The sequence below is a fragment of the Streptomyces sp. NPDC008086 genome, assembly GCF_042957325.1.
Lineage (GTDB): Bacteria > Actinomycetota > Actinomycetes > Streptomycetales > Streptomycetaceae > Streptomyces.
In genome coordinates, this window is sequence record NZ_JBIBIA010000003.1 from 730,002 (window position 1) to 743,300 (window position 13,299).

The following is a 13,299-nucleotide window of genomic DNA, read 5'->3' on the forward strand; positions in this document are numbered from 1 at the left end:
GCTCACACCGCGGTGCGCGTCAGGCGCTCGACCAGGTCGAGCCAGCCCTTCTCCAGTCGCTCCATGGGCATCCCGCACTGCCTGGTCAGGTGGTTGATCAGGGCGGGGTCGAGGTACGCCAGCAGCGGCTGGGCGAGGAGGTCGCAGTCGGCGTCCGGCAGGATCTGGCGCAGCAGGACGGTGACGTGGGTGTGGAGCGCCCGGACCGAGGGGTGGGCGTAGCGGCGGGTGGGGTCCGGCTGGGCGGCGAGCTGAAGGTCCAGTTGCTCGGCTGAGCGGTACAGCACCGCCACGCCGAACGCGCGCAGCCGGTCGACCGGAGGCGCTCCGGGGCCGAGCGGCGGCGGGCCGCCGAGGAAGTCGGCCTGGAGCGTGCGCGCCGAGTGGTCCAGCAGCGCCGTCAGCAGACCGGTGCGGTCGCCGAAGCGGCGGAACACCGTGCCCTTGCCCACGCCGGCCTCCGCCGCCACGGCCTCCATGGTGACCCCGGCCGCGCCGTGCTCCGCGATCAGCCGGGCGGCGGCCTCCAGCAGCCGGGCCCGGTTGCGGGCCGCGTCGGCGCGCAGGCAGGGCTCGTCGGCGGCGGAACCGACCTCGAGCAGATGAGGCTTGTCGACGGGCTCCTGGGGCGGTGGGAAGGGCGGCAGGACGGCGGACATGAAGCCAGCGTAAAGCATCGGGAATGAAACTGGACCGCGGTCCGGTTAAGGTGCTAGACATTAAGCGGACCCCGGTCCGGATCGTCACGGCACCGTTTCAGCATCCTGGAGTTAGCATGTCTGTTCGCATCCTCGCGCTCGTCGGCAGCCTTCGCGCCGGTTCGCACAACCGCCAGCTCGCCGAGGCGGCCGTCAAGCTCGCTCCCGAGGGCGCCGAGGTCGTGCTCTTCGAGGGCCTGGCCGAGATCCCCTTCTACAACGAGGACATCGACGTCGAGGGCGGCATCCCGGCCACCGCCGCCAAGCTGCGCGAGGCCGCGCAGTCCGCCGACGCGTTCCTGCTCTTCTCCCCCGAGTACAACGGCACGATCCCGGCCGTCCTGAAGAACGCCATCGACTGGCTGTCCCGCCCCTACGGCGCCGGCGCGTTCGGCGGCAAGCCGGTCGCCGTGGTCGGCACCGCCTTCGGCCAGTTCGGCGGCGTGTGGGCGCAGGACGAGACCCGCAAGGCCGTGGGCATCGCCGGCGGCCGGGTGCTGGAGGACGTCAAGCTGTCCATCCCCGGCTCCGTGACCCGTTTCGCCGAGACGCACCCGGTCGACGACGCCGAGGTCGCCGCGCAGCTGACCGAGGTCATCGCGCGCGTCCACGGGCACGCGGGCGAGGCCGTCGCCGCCTGACCGGACGCGAGGTCGTCAGCAGGGGTCGGAGCCGAGCGCTCCGGCCCTTGCTCGTGCGCGGGCCACCCCCGTCTTCCCCGTGCGCGGGCCACCCCCGTCCTCCCCGTGTCAGGCCACCCCCGTCTCCCCCGTGTCAGGCCACCGCCGTCGGCGCCAGCTCCCGCAGCTCCCGCAGCGCGGCCGCCACCGCCGGGCGCTCCCGGCAGCCCCGGCGGGTGCAGGTGAGGATCCTGCGGTACGGGTCGCCCGCGCAGCGCACCCGGGTGATCGGCAGGTGCGGCATCAGCTGGGCCAGCCTCGGGATCAGGGCGACGCCGAGCCGGTGGGCTACCAGGTGGGCGGTGACGTTCCAGTCCAGGGCGTGATGGATCACGTCGGGGGTGAACCCGGCCGCCCCGCACGCCGACATCACCCGCGGTCGGCAGGGACTGTCCGGCACCGGCGCGATCCAGTCCTCGTGTGCCGCCTCCGCGAGGTCGACGTGCCCGCGACCGGCCAGCGGATGGTCGTCGGGGACGACGAGGTCGTACGGGTCGTCCAGCAGCGGCTGCTGGTCGTAGCGCGCGTCGCTGAGCGGCGGGTTGAGCGGGGTGACCTCCACGACGGCCAGGTCGGCCTCCCCCTCGAAGAGCTGGTCGAAGCTCTCCGGCGCACCCGTCTCCCGGATCCGTACGGTCAGCCGCGGATGGCGTTCCCGCAGCCGTACGGCCATCGGCGCCAGCAGGACCGGCACGGACGTCGGGAAGCCGCTGACGCGCAGTTGCCCGGCGGGCGCGCCGTACTCGGCGCGCAGGTCGAGTTCGGCCTCCTCCCAGCGCTCCGCGATCGCGTCGGCGTGTGCGAGCAGACTCTCGGCGGCCGCGGTCAGGCGCACCCCGCGGCCCTGCGGTTCGAGGAGGTCGACACCCAGGTCGCGGGCGAGCTGGCGGATCTGCTGGGAGGCGGCGGACGGCGTGAAGTGCAGGGCGCGGGCGGCCGCGGTGACCGTGCCGTAGTGCGCCACGGCCCTCAGTACGTGCAGTCGGCGCAGGTCAATCATGAAGGCCACGCTTCAAGGTGACGTCCGGAAAGTCAACCTGGACGTGTACGAAGACCGCACCGCACCCTTGGTCGTGTCGCGACGGTCGAACAGCCCGACGCCCCCATCGACGCACGAGGAGTCACCATGCCCAGCACGACCGGTACCGTCTGCCCGCACTGCGGGTGGCCCGACGGCGCCGAGCCCTACCAGGTGGTGTCCCGGCACGGCACGGCGGCGGGCAGCACGGTGTGGACGCGGTGCGCCTGCGGCTCGCTCCAGGTCCGCAGCGTGGACGCCCGCGGGATGCGGGTCGTCTCGCGCAGCGGGCCCTCGGCGACACCCACGGGGAGTGCGGCGGACTCGCCCTGCCGGTGAGCGTGACCGAGCGCCGTGCGGCTCAGTGGAGTTCGGCCAGTCGGCGCACGGCCGGGGCGGCGAAGTTCTCGATGAACGCCGCCGGTTCGCCGGTGCGCGGGCCGAGGATCACGGTGTCGATGCCGAGCCCGGCGTAGCCGGCGACGTCCCGGGTGAAGGCGTCGAGGTCACCCGCGCCGACCGCCTCGCCCGTGTACACGACCGTCCTGCGGATCTCGTCGTGGTCGCGCCCCTCGGTGTCGCAGTGGCCGCGCAGGACGTCGATCTTGTGACGGACCTCGTCCGGCGAGGTGGCGAACAGGTTGCAGGCGTCGGCGTACCGCGCGACCAGCCGGAGCGTCTTCTTCTCCCCGCCCCCGCCGATCATGATCTCGGGGTGCGGGGCACTGATCGGCGCCGGCAGACACAGGGTCTCGGCCAGCCGGTAGTGCTTGCCGTCGAAGGGGCCGTTCGCCTCCGGATCCCACATCTGCAGGCAGATCCGCAGGGTCTCCTCCAGCCGCTCGAACCGCTCGGCGACCGACGGGAACGGCACACCCAGGCCTTCGTGCTCCCGCCCGTACCAGGCCGCGCCGATCCCGAGGGTGGCCCGGCCGCCGGAGAGCACGTCGAGCGACGTGGCGATCTTCGCGAGCAGGCCGGGGTGGCGGTAGGTCACGCCGGTGACCAGGGCGCCGAGGCGGACCGTGGAGGTGTGGGCGGCGAGGTAGCCGAGGGTCGTGTACGCCTCCAGCATCGGGTCCTCGGCGCGGTCGTTGAACTCCATCTGGAAGTAGTGGTCCATCACCGACAGCCAACTCACCCCGGCCGCCTCGGCCGCGGCACCCGCGGCGGCGAGTTCGGCCCCGAGCGCGGAGCCTCCTCCGGGGTGGTCGAACCGGTTGATGTGCACGCCGACCCGCATGTCCTGTCTCCGTTCACCCGGACCTTCAGCGACCTGACGACGCTAGATCTTCGAGCGCTCTCGAAGTCAAGGGGACGACGGGTCGCCCACTACGCCGCGCCTTCCGCCTCTGCCTGCTCCTGCTTCTTCGAGGCGCGCAGGCTCGTCAACGTCGTGACGGCCAGGACGAGCACGATGAAGCCGAGGGAGAAGGGGATGCTGATCTCGGGGACGTGGACGCCGGACTCGTGCAGGGCGTGCAGGACGAGCTTCACGCCGATGAAGCCGAGGATGATCGACAGGCCGTAGCTGAGGTGGACCAGCTTCTTGAGGAGGCCGCCGATGAGGAAGTAGAGCTGCCTGAGGCCCATCAGGGCGAAGGCGTTGGCGGTGAAGACGATGTACGGGTCCTGGGTCAGCCCGTAGATGGCCGGGATGGAGTCGAGCGCGAACAGGACGTCCGTCGAGCCGATCGCCAGCATCACGACCAGCATCGGCGTCATGATCCGCTTGCCGTTCTCGGTGATGAACAGCTTGGTGCCGTGGTAGCGGTCGGCCACGCCGAACCGCTTCTCCGCCATCTGCAGCAGCTTGTTCTCCTGGTACTCCTCCTCGTGCTCCTCCTTGCGGGCGTCCTGGATCAGCTTCCAGGCGGTCCAGATCAGGAAGGCGCCGAAGAGGTAGAACACCCAGGAGAACGCCGAGATGATCGCCGCGCCGGCCGCGATGAACCCGGCGCGCAGCACGAGGGCCACGATCACGCCGACCATGAGGACCCGCTGCTGGTACTGCGAGGGCACCGCGAACTTCGTCATGATCAGGACGAAGACGAAGAGGTTGTCGACGCTGAGCGACTTCTCGGTGATGTAGCCGGCGAAGAACTCGCCGGTGGGCCCGCCACCCCCGTAGAAGTAGATCCCGACGCCGAACAGACAGGCCAGCACGACCCAGACGACGGTCCACGTCCCCGCTTCCCGGAGGGAGACGTCATGAGGTTTGCGACCGATGAAGAAGTCCACGGCGACGAGCGCGCACAGGGCGAGGACGGTCAGCAGCCAGACGGAGAGGGAGACGTTCACGGGTGATACTCCTGGTGCAGGTGGGGCCTTGACAGCGTTGTCGCCGTACGGTCATTCCTCCACCCCCGGCAGGTGAACATAGGGTCTCGTCCTGGCAAACTCCCGGTCACCGACCTGTCACCCGCCGGACGGCGGGCAGGTTCCGCCGAACGGCGGCCCTCCGGTCGGTGCCGGTGCGCGGATCATGGCCGCAGAGCCGCCGGGCACGTATGTGCCCCCGTGTGAGGAGAACCCATGAGCCAGGCTTCCCCACCCCCGTTCGATCCCGAGCTCGCCGCCGCCCTGGAGCTCATCAGGGACGTGATCTCCCCCGGCCTCACGATGGACGAGATAGCCGACATCCGTCAGGGTGCGGGCATCCAGATGCTGGCCGAGCTGGACCTGACGCTGGACGGGTTCTTCGAGGTCGAGGACCGTGCCGTGCCGGGCCCCGCGGGCGCGCCCGACATCTCCCTGCTGATCTGCCGGCCGGCCGCCCCCGCGCAGGGCGACCCGCGGCCCGTGATCTACCACGTGCACGGCGGCGGCATGGTCCTCGGCAACAACCGCATCGGCGTCGACGCGGCCCTGGCCTGGGCCAAGGAGCTGGACGCGGTCGTGGTGTCCGTGGAGTACCGGCTCGCGCCCGAGAACCCGCACCCGGCGCCGATCGAGGACGTGTACGCCGGACTGGAGTGGACGGCGAAGAACGCCGCCGAACTCGGCGCCGACCCACAGCGGATCGTCGTCGCCGGGGCGAGCGCCGGCGGTGGCCTGTCCGCGGCGCTGGCGCTGCTCACCCGGGACCGCGGCGGCCCTCAGCTGATCGGCCAGCTGCTGATGTGCCCGATGCTGGACGACCGCAACGACAGCCCGTCCACGTACCAGATGGCGGGCCTCGGCGTCTGGGACCGTACGGCGAACGAGACGGGCTGGACGGCGTTGCTCGGCGACCTGCGTGGCGGCTCCGACGTCCCAGCGTACGCGGCGCCGGCCCGGGCCGAGGACCTGTCGGGGCTGCCCCCGGCCTTCCTCGACGTCGGGTCCGCGGAAACCTTCCGTGACGAGGTCGTCTCCTACGCCTCCCGGATCTGGCAGGCGGGCGGGGAGGCCGAGTTGCATGTGTGGCCCGGTGGCTTCCACGGCTTCGACGGGTTCGCTCCGCAGGCGGCGTTGTCGCAGGCCTGTCGGGCGGCGCAGGTGGAGTGGCTGCGGCGGTTGTTGAGCCGCTGAGGGGGGTGGGCGCGGCTGCCCGGGGACGGCTGCTCGCGGTGCCGGGCCCGGGTGGTGACGCGCCTGTTCACCCTCCGGGATCCGCGGTCGTGCGGACGCGGCCGCGGGCCGTCGGCGACTGGTCGCGCCCACATGGCGCAGCCGCCTGCCGACGCAGTCACCCGCCGGGACCTGCGGTCGTGCGGGCGCGGCCGCAGGGCGTCGGCGACTGGTCGCGCCCGCGCAGCGGAGCCGCATGCCGGTGCGACCCCCACGCCCCTCGGGTCGGTCGCCTGCCCGCTGCTTCAGCTGCGCCTGGCGCCGACTGCTCCCGGCCCTTGACCGCATACCGCACCATGGGCCTATGAAAGAGCTGGCCGGACGTCTCACCGCGCTGGATCCGGATGCCGGGGCCGCGGTGCGCGTCATCGCCTACTTCGACCGGCTCGCGGAGTCCCGCGCCGGGCTGGAGGCGCTGGTGCGTGGTGCCGCCGTGCTGGCCGGGGTGCCGGCCCGGCTGGTGGACGCGGACCGGCGGGTGCAGGTGCGGGTCGAGGCCGACGGGACCCGCCGGGAGAGCCACCAGCCGCCCGACCCCGGCTGGCCGTACGCGGCGCTGACGCCGGGCGGCGCTCCCGCCCTGTGGCTGGAGCGGGCCCGTGCGGCGGAGCCCAGCGTCGTCGACGCGGTGATCCTGGAGCGGGCCGCCGGGGCCGTACGGCTCGTTCTCGACCGGACGCGCGGGCGGGCGCCGGCCGATGATCCGGCGCTCGTCGAGACCGTCCTCGACGCCACGGCACCGGAAGCGGCACGGCTGCACGCGGCCCGTCGGCTGGGGCTCGACCCCGCCGCACCGGCCCGCGCCCTCGCCCCGCTCGACGGCCGCCCCCGCATCGCCCCCGCGCAGGGGGAACCCGAACCGCCGGCCGGCCGGATGGGCGTGGGCCCCGTCGTCCCCGTGCTCGACCTGCCCCGCTCCTGGGAGGAGGCCCGCGTCGCCCTCCGATTCACGGCCGAGGGCACCGCACGGGACCCCGGCCCCGCTGTCGTGCACGCCGACGAACTCGGCGACGTCGCTCTCCTCGCGCACCTCGTCGCCCCGGGTGCCGAACCGCCGCCCGACGTACGGACCCTGGAGTCCGCCGCGGCCGCCGCGCCCTGGCTGCTCACCACGCTGCACGCCGTCGCCACGACGGTGAGTCTGCGGGCGGCGGCGGCCGAGATCAACGTCCACCACTCCACACTCCAGGAGCGACTCACCCACGCCGAACACCTGCTGGGCTGGCCACTGCGCACTCCACAGGGCCGGTTCAGGCTGGGTCTGGCCCTGGCGATGCGGCATCTGGTGCGAACCCAGGGCGAGCAGTAGCGGCACGCCGTCCCGCCGCCGTGCCACTGCTTGCAGGCGCGCCATAAACGCCATAGCCGTATATTTCACGGATGCCCTATCCTGGATGTCCCATCACATCGGGACGAAGGAAACCGGCGCCATGACCGCCACGGACCCCGCACTCACCGCCCTCGCCCAGGGCTGGTGCGCGCTCTCCCTTCTGCACGGGAGGATCGAGGCGCACATCGAGCGCGCCCTCCAGGCCGGGCACGATCTGAGCGTGCGCGAGTACTCGCTGCTCGACGTGCTCAGCCGCCAGCACGACGGCGAGGGCGGCCACCTCCAGATGAAGCAGGTCGCCGACGCGGTCGTCCTCAGCCAGAGCGCCACCACCCGGCTCGTCACCCGGCTCGAGGACCGCGGCCTGCTCGCCCGCTACCTCTGCCCCACCGACCGACGCGGCATCTACACCGACGTCTCCGAAGCGGGCCTGCGCCTCCTGGAAGAAGCCCGCCCGACCAACGACAAAGCCCTGCGCGAAGCCCTCGACCAGGCCGCGCAGAACCCCGAACTCGCCCCGCTGGTCAGGGCCGTGGAGACGCTCCGCGTGCCTGCCTGAGGTCGGCGGTGTGGAGAAATGCGCAGGTCAAGGGGGTCGAGGCGGCATTGACAGGGGTCCGGCGGGGTCGTAGAACTGGGCCCTATGATCGCGTCGCAGCTCCCCCTGTCCGGCATCACGGTGGTCAGCCTCGAACAGGCCGTGGCGGCCCCGTACGCCACCCGGCAGCTCGCCGACCTGGGCGCACGCGTGATCAAGATCGAGCGGCCCGGGGACGGTGACTTCGCGCGCCGCTACGACACGACGGTGCACGGCCACTCCAGCTATTTCGTCTGGATAAACCGCTCCAAGGACTCCGTCACGCTGGACCTCAAGGATCCCCGGGGCCTGGAGATCCTGCACCGGCTCCTCGACGACGCCGACGTCTTCGTGCAGAACCTGGCGCCGGGTGCGGCCGACCGGCTCGGTCTGGGGGTGGAGGCGCTCGGTGAGCGGTGGCCGCGGCTGATCCCGTGCACGATCTCCGGGTACGGCACGTCGGGGCCGTGGGCCGACCGCAAGTCCTACGACCTGCTGGTGCAGTGCCAGACCGGCCTGGTGTCGCTGACCGGGACCCCGGAAGGAACCGCCCGGGTCGGTATCTCCGTCGCCGACATCGCCGCCGGGATGTACGCGTACAGCGGCATCCTCACCGCCCTGTTCACGCGCGCCACCAGGGGTACGGTCCACCCGGTGGAGGTGTCCCTGTTCGAGGCGCTGGCCGAGTGGATGGGCCAGCCCGCCAACTACACCCGGTACGGCGGCACCCAGCCCCCGCGGCTGGGCACCCAGCACCCCACGCTCGCCCCGTACGGCGCCTTCACGGCCGCCGACGGCAAGGAGGTGCTGTTCTCCATCCAGAACGAGCGCGAGTGGGCCGTCCTGTGCGCGGAGTTCCTGGGCCGGCCCGAGCTGACCGACGACCCGCGGTTCGCCACGAGTTCCGCCCGCGTGGCCCACCGCGACGAACTCAACGCCGTCGTCGCCGAGCGCTGCGCCCGCTCCGACGCCGAGGAGATCCTCAAGGACCTGGAGTCCCTCGCCATCGCCTGCGCCGGGGTCAACGACGTCGCCGCGTTCCTGGACCATCCGGTTCTCGCCGCCCGCGACCGCTGGCACGACGTGGCCGTACCCGGTGGCGCCACGGTCCAGGCCCTGCTCCCGCCGGCCGACCTCGCCGGGCTCCCCGCGCGCATGGATCCCGTACCGGCGGTGGGCGAGCACACCGACGCGATCCTCACCGAACTCGGCCGCACCACCGAGGAGATCGCGGCCCTGCGCGCCGACGGGGTCATCTGACCGACTTCCCGACCGACCGGCCGAACGCCCAGGGGCCCTCCACCCGTCACGGTGCCGGGGCAGTCCGGCACTCCAGCTTGTCCCGGTGTCGCGGCGTCTGGCTCGAGGCACCGCCCGACCCCTCCCTTCGCCCGCGGCGCGCGTCCGTGGTGCGATGGAAGCGGGGGCGGAAGGGAGAGCGATCATGTCCGCTGCGAAGCGAACGAGTGTCGCCGCCTCGGTGTCGGTCCGCCCGCTGGTCGAGCCGGACCTGGACCGTGCCGACGAGATCTTCAGGGTCGCGTTCGGGACTTTCCTCGGGTCCCCTGAGCCGGAGACGTTCTTCGGGACCGCCGACTATGTGCGCACGCGCTGGGCGGCAGATCCGCAGGCGGCCTTCGCGGCGACCGTCGAGGGCGAGGTCGTCGGATCGAACTTCGCCGGTGACTGGGGCAGCGTCGGCTACTTCGGCCCGCTGAGCGTACGTCCGGACCTGTGGGACCAGGGCATCGGCAGGCTCCTCATGGAACCGGTCATGGCCAGCTTCGACACGGGCTCGGACGGCACGATCCCGTCGACGCCCTGCTCCAGCAGCGCCTCGACGGACACCGGCTGCCCCTCCGGGGGCTCGCCAGGGCGAACGACTATCCCGCCGCGCGCCGTCGATGGGTCTTGCGCCGGCAATCGTTCGTATCGTCAACCGGTGCGCAGGGTCGTCCTGGCCGCCGTGAGGGCCTGTTCCGCGTAGCCGCGGCCGAAGAGGACGGCGTGCACCAGGAGCGGGAAGAGCTGGTGCAGGGCGATGCGGTCGGCCCAGCCGTCGGACAGGGGGGCGGTCCCCCGGTAGCTGTCCAGGATCCGCTCCAGGTGGGGGCAGCCGAAGAGGTGGAGCATCGCGAGGTCGGTCTCGCGGTGGCCGCCGTGCGCGGCCGGGTCGATCAGCCAGGTGTGCCCGTCGGCGCCCCACAGCACGTTGCCGTTCCACAGGTCGCCGTGCAGTCGGGCGGGCGGCTCGGCGGGGCCCGCCAGTTCGGGGAGCCGTGCGCAGACCTCCTCGAACACCGGCGCCTCCGCGCTGCCGACCGTGCCCGCGTCGACCGCGCGGCGCAGATACGGCAGTACTCGGTGCTCGGCGTACCAGCGGGGCCAGTCGGGGCCGGTGACGTTGCGCATCGGGGCGAGCCCGATGTACGCGTCCTCGGGGCCGTCGGGCGGTGGGGCGCCGAACGCGGGGGCGCCGGCGGCGTGCAGTGCTGCCAGGTCGCGGCCGAAGCGCTCCGCCGAGTCGGCGCGGGGAGGCCCCGTCGCCACCCGGTCGGTGACCAGCCACCGCTCGTCGTGGCCGTGCACGGTGGGGATACGGACGGTGCCGGTCTCGGCCAGCCAGCGCAGCCCCGCCGCCTCGGCCCTCGCGGCCCGGTCGCCGTCGCCGCGCTTGACGATCACCACCTGCCCGGCGTCGAGGGTGACTTCGGCGAGCGTTCCGGAGAGCCGGCGTTCACCGGTGGCCGCGAGCCCGGTGAACCGCGTCGCCGCGGCGCCCGGGCCGTCCAGGGAGTTGTGCACGGCCCTCAGCGTACGGCGGTCGTCGGCCGTGCTGAAGGCGGCCGGTCAGCCGTCGGCGGCGGCCTTCTCGATCGCCTCGCGGATCCGGGAGTAGGTGCCGCAGCGGCAGACGTTCTCGATCCGGTCGATGTCGGCGTCCGTCGGCCGGGGCGTCTTCTTCAGCAGGGCGGCCGCGGCCATGATCTGGCCCGGCTGGCAGAAGCCGCACTGGGCGACGTCGCGGTCGAGCCAGGCCTGCTGCACCGGGTGGAGCCGGTCGCCGTCGGCGAGGCCCTCGATGGTGGTGACCTCGCGGCCCGCGCAGTCGGCGACGGGAACGACGCAGGGCTGGATCTCGTCGCCGTCGAGATGGCTGGTGCAGGCGCGGCAGGCGCCCACGCCGCAGCCGTACTTGGGGCCGGTGACGTTCAGCAGGTCGCGCAGCACCCACAGCAGGGGCATGTCGGCGGGTGCCTCGACGGTGACCCGCTTCCCGTTGAGGGTGAAGGAGTGGGAGGGCATCGAATACCTTCTCTTCGGGTGGCTCAGAAGTTCAGCGGGAAGCGGCGCGGTCTGGTGCCGGTGGCGCGGGCGTAGGCGTTGGCGACGGCGCCGGCCGCGGCGGGGACGCCGAGTTCCCCGGCGCCGCCGGGGTCGCGGTCGGAGGGCAGGATGTGCGCCTCGAAGTGCTGCGGGGCGTGCCGCTGGCGGGCGTAGTGGAAGTCGGCGAAGCTGCTCTCGCGGACGGCGCCCCGGTCGATGTGCAGTCCGGCGTTCAGGATCGTGGAGATCCCGTCGACGGCGGTGCCCATGAGCTGGGCCTCAAGTCCGCGCGGGTTGACGGCCGTTCCGACGTCGGCCGCCATCACGACCTTGGTCACCCGCGGGTTCCTCGGGTCGACGGCGTCGATCTCGACCAGGCAGGCCACGCTGGAGTCGTACTCCTCGTGGACGGCGACGCCCTGTTCGTGTCCCGCCGGCATCGTCCGGCCCCATTTCCCGGCGGCGGCGACCTTGTCCAGTACGGCCTTGACGCTCTTGGCGCGCAGGGTCGTGCGGCGGAAGGCGACCGGGTCCTTGCCGAGGCTGCGGGCGATCTCGTCGACGACGATCTCCTCGGCGGTGCGCACGGTGCCGGAGTCGACCGAACGCCAGGCGCCCAGCGGGATCGCCAGGTCGACCGAGCCCGAGTCGCCGGAAAGGCGCCCGAAGTTGTAGAGGCCGCTGTCGCTGGGGAGCGGGGCCGCCGCCGGGGCGCGTACGGCGGAGCGCGCGCCGCCCTGGGCGGACAGGCCCTGCTTCGCGAAGGATTCGCTGACCGAGGCCGTCGCGTGGGCGAAGGCGACCACCCGGCCCCGGTCGTGGCTGGCCCGGATCCGGTGCTGGGACGCGGGGCGCATCCTGCCGTGCCGGATGTCGTCGGCCCGGCTCCACATCAGCTTCACCGGCCGCTGCGCCTTCTTGGAGATCAGGGCCGCCTCGATCGCCGCGTCGTGGTTCAGGCGCCGCCCGAACGAGCCGCCGCCGCGCACCACATGGACCCGCACCTTCGACACCGGAAGGCCGACCGCCGAGGCGATGTCCTCGCGTGCGGACATCGGCGTCTGGGAGGAGAACCAGATCTCGGCCCGCTGCGCGCGTACGTCGGCGACGGCGGTGAGCACCTCCATGGGCGCGTGGCTGACGAAGGCGAACTCGAACTCGGCCTCGGTCTGCGCCGATCCGCTCGGCGGCGGCGCCAGCCTGGGGACCGCGGCGCGCAGCCGGGAGCGGATCGCCGCGTCGGAGAGGTCCGCCAGGGGGCCCGGCGACCATTTGATGCGGAGCGCGTCCCGGGCCTGGAAGGCGTGGTGGAAGGTGTCCGCGACCACGGCGACACCGCCGTCGATCCGTACGACCTCGTGCACACCGGGCAGGGCGCGGGCGGCCCGCGAGTCGAGCGAGACGACCTTCCCGCCGAGCGTCGGCGGCCGGGCCACGACGGTCGGCTTGGCTCCGGCCACCGTGAGGTCGCCGGTGTACTTGGCCTTGCCGGTGATGATGTCGCGGGCGTCGATCCTGGTCGTCGGCCGCCCGATCACCCGGTGCTTCGACGTCGGTTTGGGCTTGTCCGGCACCGTGGGGCGGGTGATCCGGGCGGCGCTCCTGGTCAGCGATCCGAAGGTGGCGGTGCGTCCGTCCGGTGCGAAGACGCGTGTGTCCCGGGTGCGCAGGGTCCGGGCGGGGACGTGCCAGCGGCGGGCGGCGGCGGTCACCAGTCTGGCGCGGGCGGTGGCGGCCAGCTGGCGGGCCGGGCCGTAGAGGGAACTGATCGAGCTGGAGCCGCCGGTGAACTGGTTGCCCTCGCTGCGGGCGTCGGCGAGCGGGATGTCGACGTCGGCGAGCCGGGCGTCCAGTTCCTCGGCGATCATCATGGCGACGGCCGTGGTGACGCCCTGGCCGACCTCGACGCGCGGCAGCCGTACGACGACCTTGTTGGCCGGGGTGACCTCCAGGACCAGCATCTCCGCGTCGGTGCCGGTGACCAGGACGTCGGACGGGCGGCGGTCGCCGTCCACGGGTTCCTCGGCGCCCTGGGCGGTCGAGCCGTCGCAGCCGAGCGGTGCCGCGACGGTCAGGGTGGTCGCCGCGAGCGAGTGGACCACGAACTGTCGACGGGA

Annotated in this window: 14 protein-coding genes; 7 read left to right on the forward strand and 7 right to left on the reverse strand. The window is 72.8% G+C overall.

Annotation, left to right across the window (positions count from 1 at the left end; genetic code table 11):
• Positions 1 to 2 precede the first annotated feature (2 nt).
• Positions 3 to 677, reverse strand: a complete 675-nt coding sequence (locus ACFZBP_RS13460) for a TetR family transcriptional regulator (protein WP_391412752.1) — start codon at positions 675 to 677, stop codon at positions 3 to 5.
• A gap of 98 nt (positions 678 to 775) precedes the next feature.
• On the opposite strand from ACFZBP_RS13460, the gene ACFZBP_RS13465 reads away from it, so the two are divergent.
• Positions 776 to 1,339, forward strand: coding sequence for an NADPH-dependent FMN reductase (locus tag ACFZBP_RS13465; protein ID WP_383442456.1), 564 nt, complete (start codon positions 776 to 778; stop codon positions 1,337 to 1,339).
• 133 nt (positions 1,340 to 1,472) lie between these two features.
• Here the strand turns inward: ACFZBP_RS13465 and ACFZBP_RS13470 are convergent, their stop codons facing one another.
• The gene (locus tag ACFZBP_RS13470; RefSeq protein ID WP_391413035.1) at positions 1,473 to 2,378 is read right to left on the reverse strand and encodes a LysR substrate-binding domain-containing protein; all 906 of its coding nucleotides are present in this window, start codon (positions 2,376 to 2,378) and stop codon (positions 1,473 to 1,475) included.
• Positions 2,379 to 2,504: 126 nt separating this feature from the next.
• Here ACFZBP_RS13470 and ACFZBP_RS13475 point away from each other — a divergent pair, with 126 nt between their 5' ends.
• On the forward strand, positions 2,505 to 2,735 hold the full coding sequence (locus tag ACFZBP_RS13475) for a hypothetical protein (protein ID WP_391412755.1): 231 nt from the start codon (positions 2,505 to 2,507) through the stop codon (positions 2,733 to 2,735).
• A gap of 22 nt (positions 2,736 to 2,757) precedes the next feature.
• Here the strand turns inward: ACFZBP_RS13475 and ACFZBP_RS13480 are convergent, their stop codons facing one another.
• Entirely contained in the window at positions 2,758 to 3,639 is an 882-nt protein-coding gene (locus ACFZBP_RS13480; protein WP_391412757.1) for a TIGR03560 family F420-dependent LLM class oxidoreductase, read from the reverse strand.
• 89 nt (positions 3,640 to 3,728) lie between these two features.
• A complete protein-coding gene (locus ACFZBP_RS13485) occupies positions 3,729 to 4,697 on the reverse strand; it encodes a TerC/Alx family metal homeostasis membrane protein (RefSeq protein WP_391412759.1) in 969 nt (322 codons plus the stop codon).
• Between the two features lie 234 nt (positions 4,698 to 4,931).
• Here ACFZBP_RS13485 and ACFZBP_RS13490 point away from each other — a divergent pair, with 234 nt between their 5' ends.
• From ACFZBP_RS13490 to ACFZBP_RS13510, 5 genes are all read left to right on the forward strand, one after another.
• Positions 4,932 to 5,909, forward strand: a complete 978-nt coding sequence (locus tag ACFZBP_RS13490) for an alpha/beta hydrolase fold domain-containing protein (protein WP_391412761.1) — start codon at positions 4,932 to 4,934, stop codon at positions 5,907 to 5,909.
• A gap of 343 nt (positions 5,910 to 6,252) precedes the next feature.
• Positions 6,253 to 7,257 (forward strand): helix-turn-helix domain-containing protein, encoded by a 1,005-nt coding sequence (locus ACFZBP_RS13495; protein ID WP_391412763.1) that lies wholly within the window; start codon positions 6,253 to 6,255, stop codon positions 7,255 to 7,257.
• Positions 7,258 to 7,378: 121 nt separating this feature from the next.
• Positions 7,379 to 7,837 (forward strand): MarR family transcriptional regulator, encoded by a 459-nt coding sequence (locus tag ACFZBP_RS13500; RefSeq protein WP_391412764.1) that lies wholly within the window; start codon positions 7,379 to 7,381, stop codon positions 7,835 to 7,837.
• 84 nt (positions 7,838 to 7,921) lie between these two features.
• Entirely contained in the window at positions 7,922 to 9,115 is a 1,194-nt protein-coding gene (locus ACFZBP_RS13505) for a CaiB/BaiF CoA transferase family protein (protein WP_383442439.1), read from the forward strand.
• A gap of 184 nt (positions 9,116 to 9,299) precedes the next feature.
• Positions 9,300 to 9,842, forward strand: coding sequence for a GNAT family N-acetyltransferase (locus ACFZBP_RS13510; RefSeq protein WP_391412766.1), 543 nt, complete (start codon positions 9,300 to 9,302; stop codon positions 9,840 to 9,842).
• Here the strand turns inward: ACFZBP_RS13510 and ACFZBP_RS13515 are convergent.
• From ACFZBP_RS13515 to ACFZBP_RS13525, 3 genes are read right to left on the reverse strand one after another with little or no spacing between them, the layout of a single operon-like run.
• The gene (locus ACFZBP_RS13515) at positions 9,791 to 10,660 is read right to left on the reverse strand and encodes a fructosamine kinase family protein (RefSeq protein WP_391412768.1); all 870 of its coding nucleotides are present in this window, start codon (positions 10,658 to 10,660) and stop codon (positions 9,791 to 9,793) included. The two genes, ACFZBP_RS13510 and ACFZBP_RS13515, sit on opposite strands and share 52 nt — an antisense overlap.
• Positions 10,661 to 10,705: 45 nt before the next feature.
• Positions 10,706 to 11,161, reverse strand: coding sequence for a (2Fe-2S)-binding protein (locus ACFZBP_RS13520; protein ID WP_383442427.1), 456 nt, complete (start codon positions 11,159 to 11,161; stop codon positions 10,706 to 10,708).
• Between the two features lie 23 nt (positions 11,162 to 11,184).
• Complete coding sequence (locus ACFZBP_RS13525) at positions 11,185 to 13,284, reverse strand: molybdopterin cofactor-binding domain-containing protein (RefSeq protein WP_391413037.1); 2,100 nt, start codon at positions 13,282 to 13,284, stop codon at positions 11,185 to 11,187.
• Positions 13,285 to 13,299 lie beyond the last annotated feature (15 nt).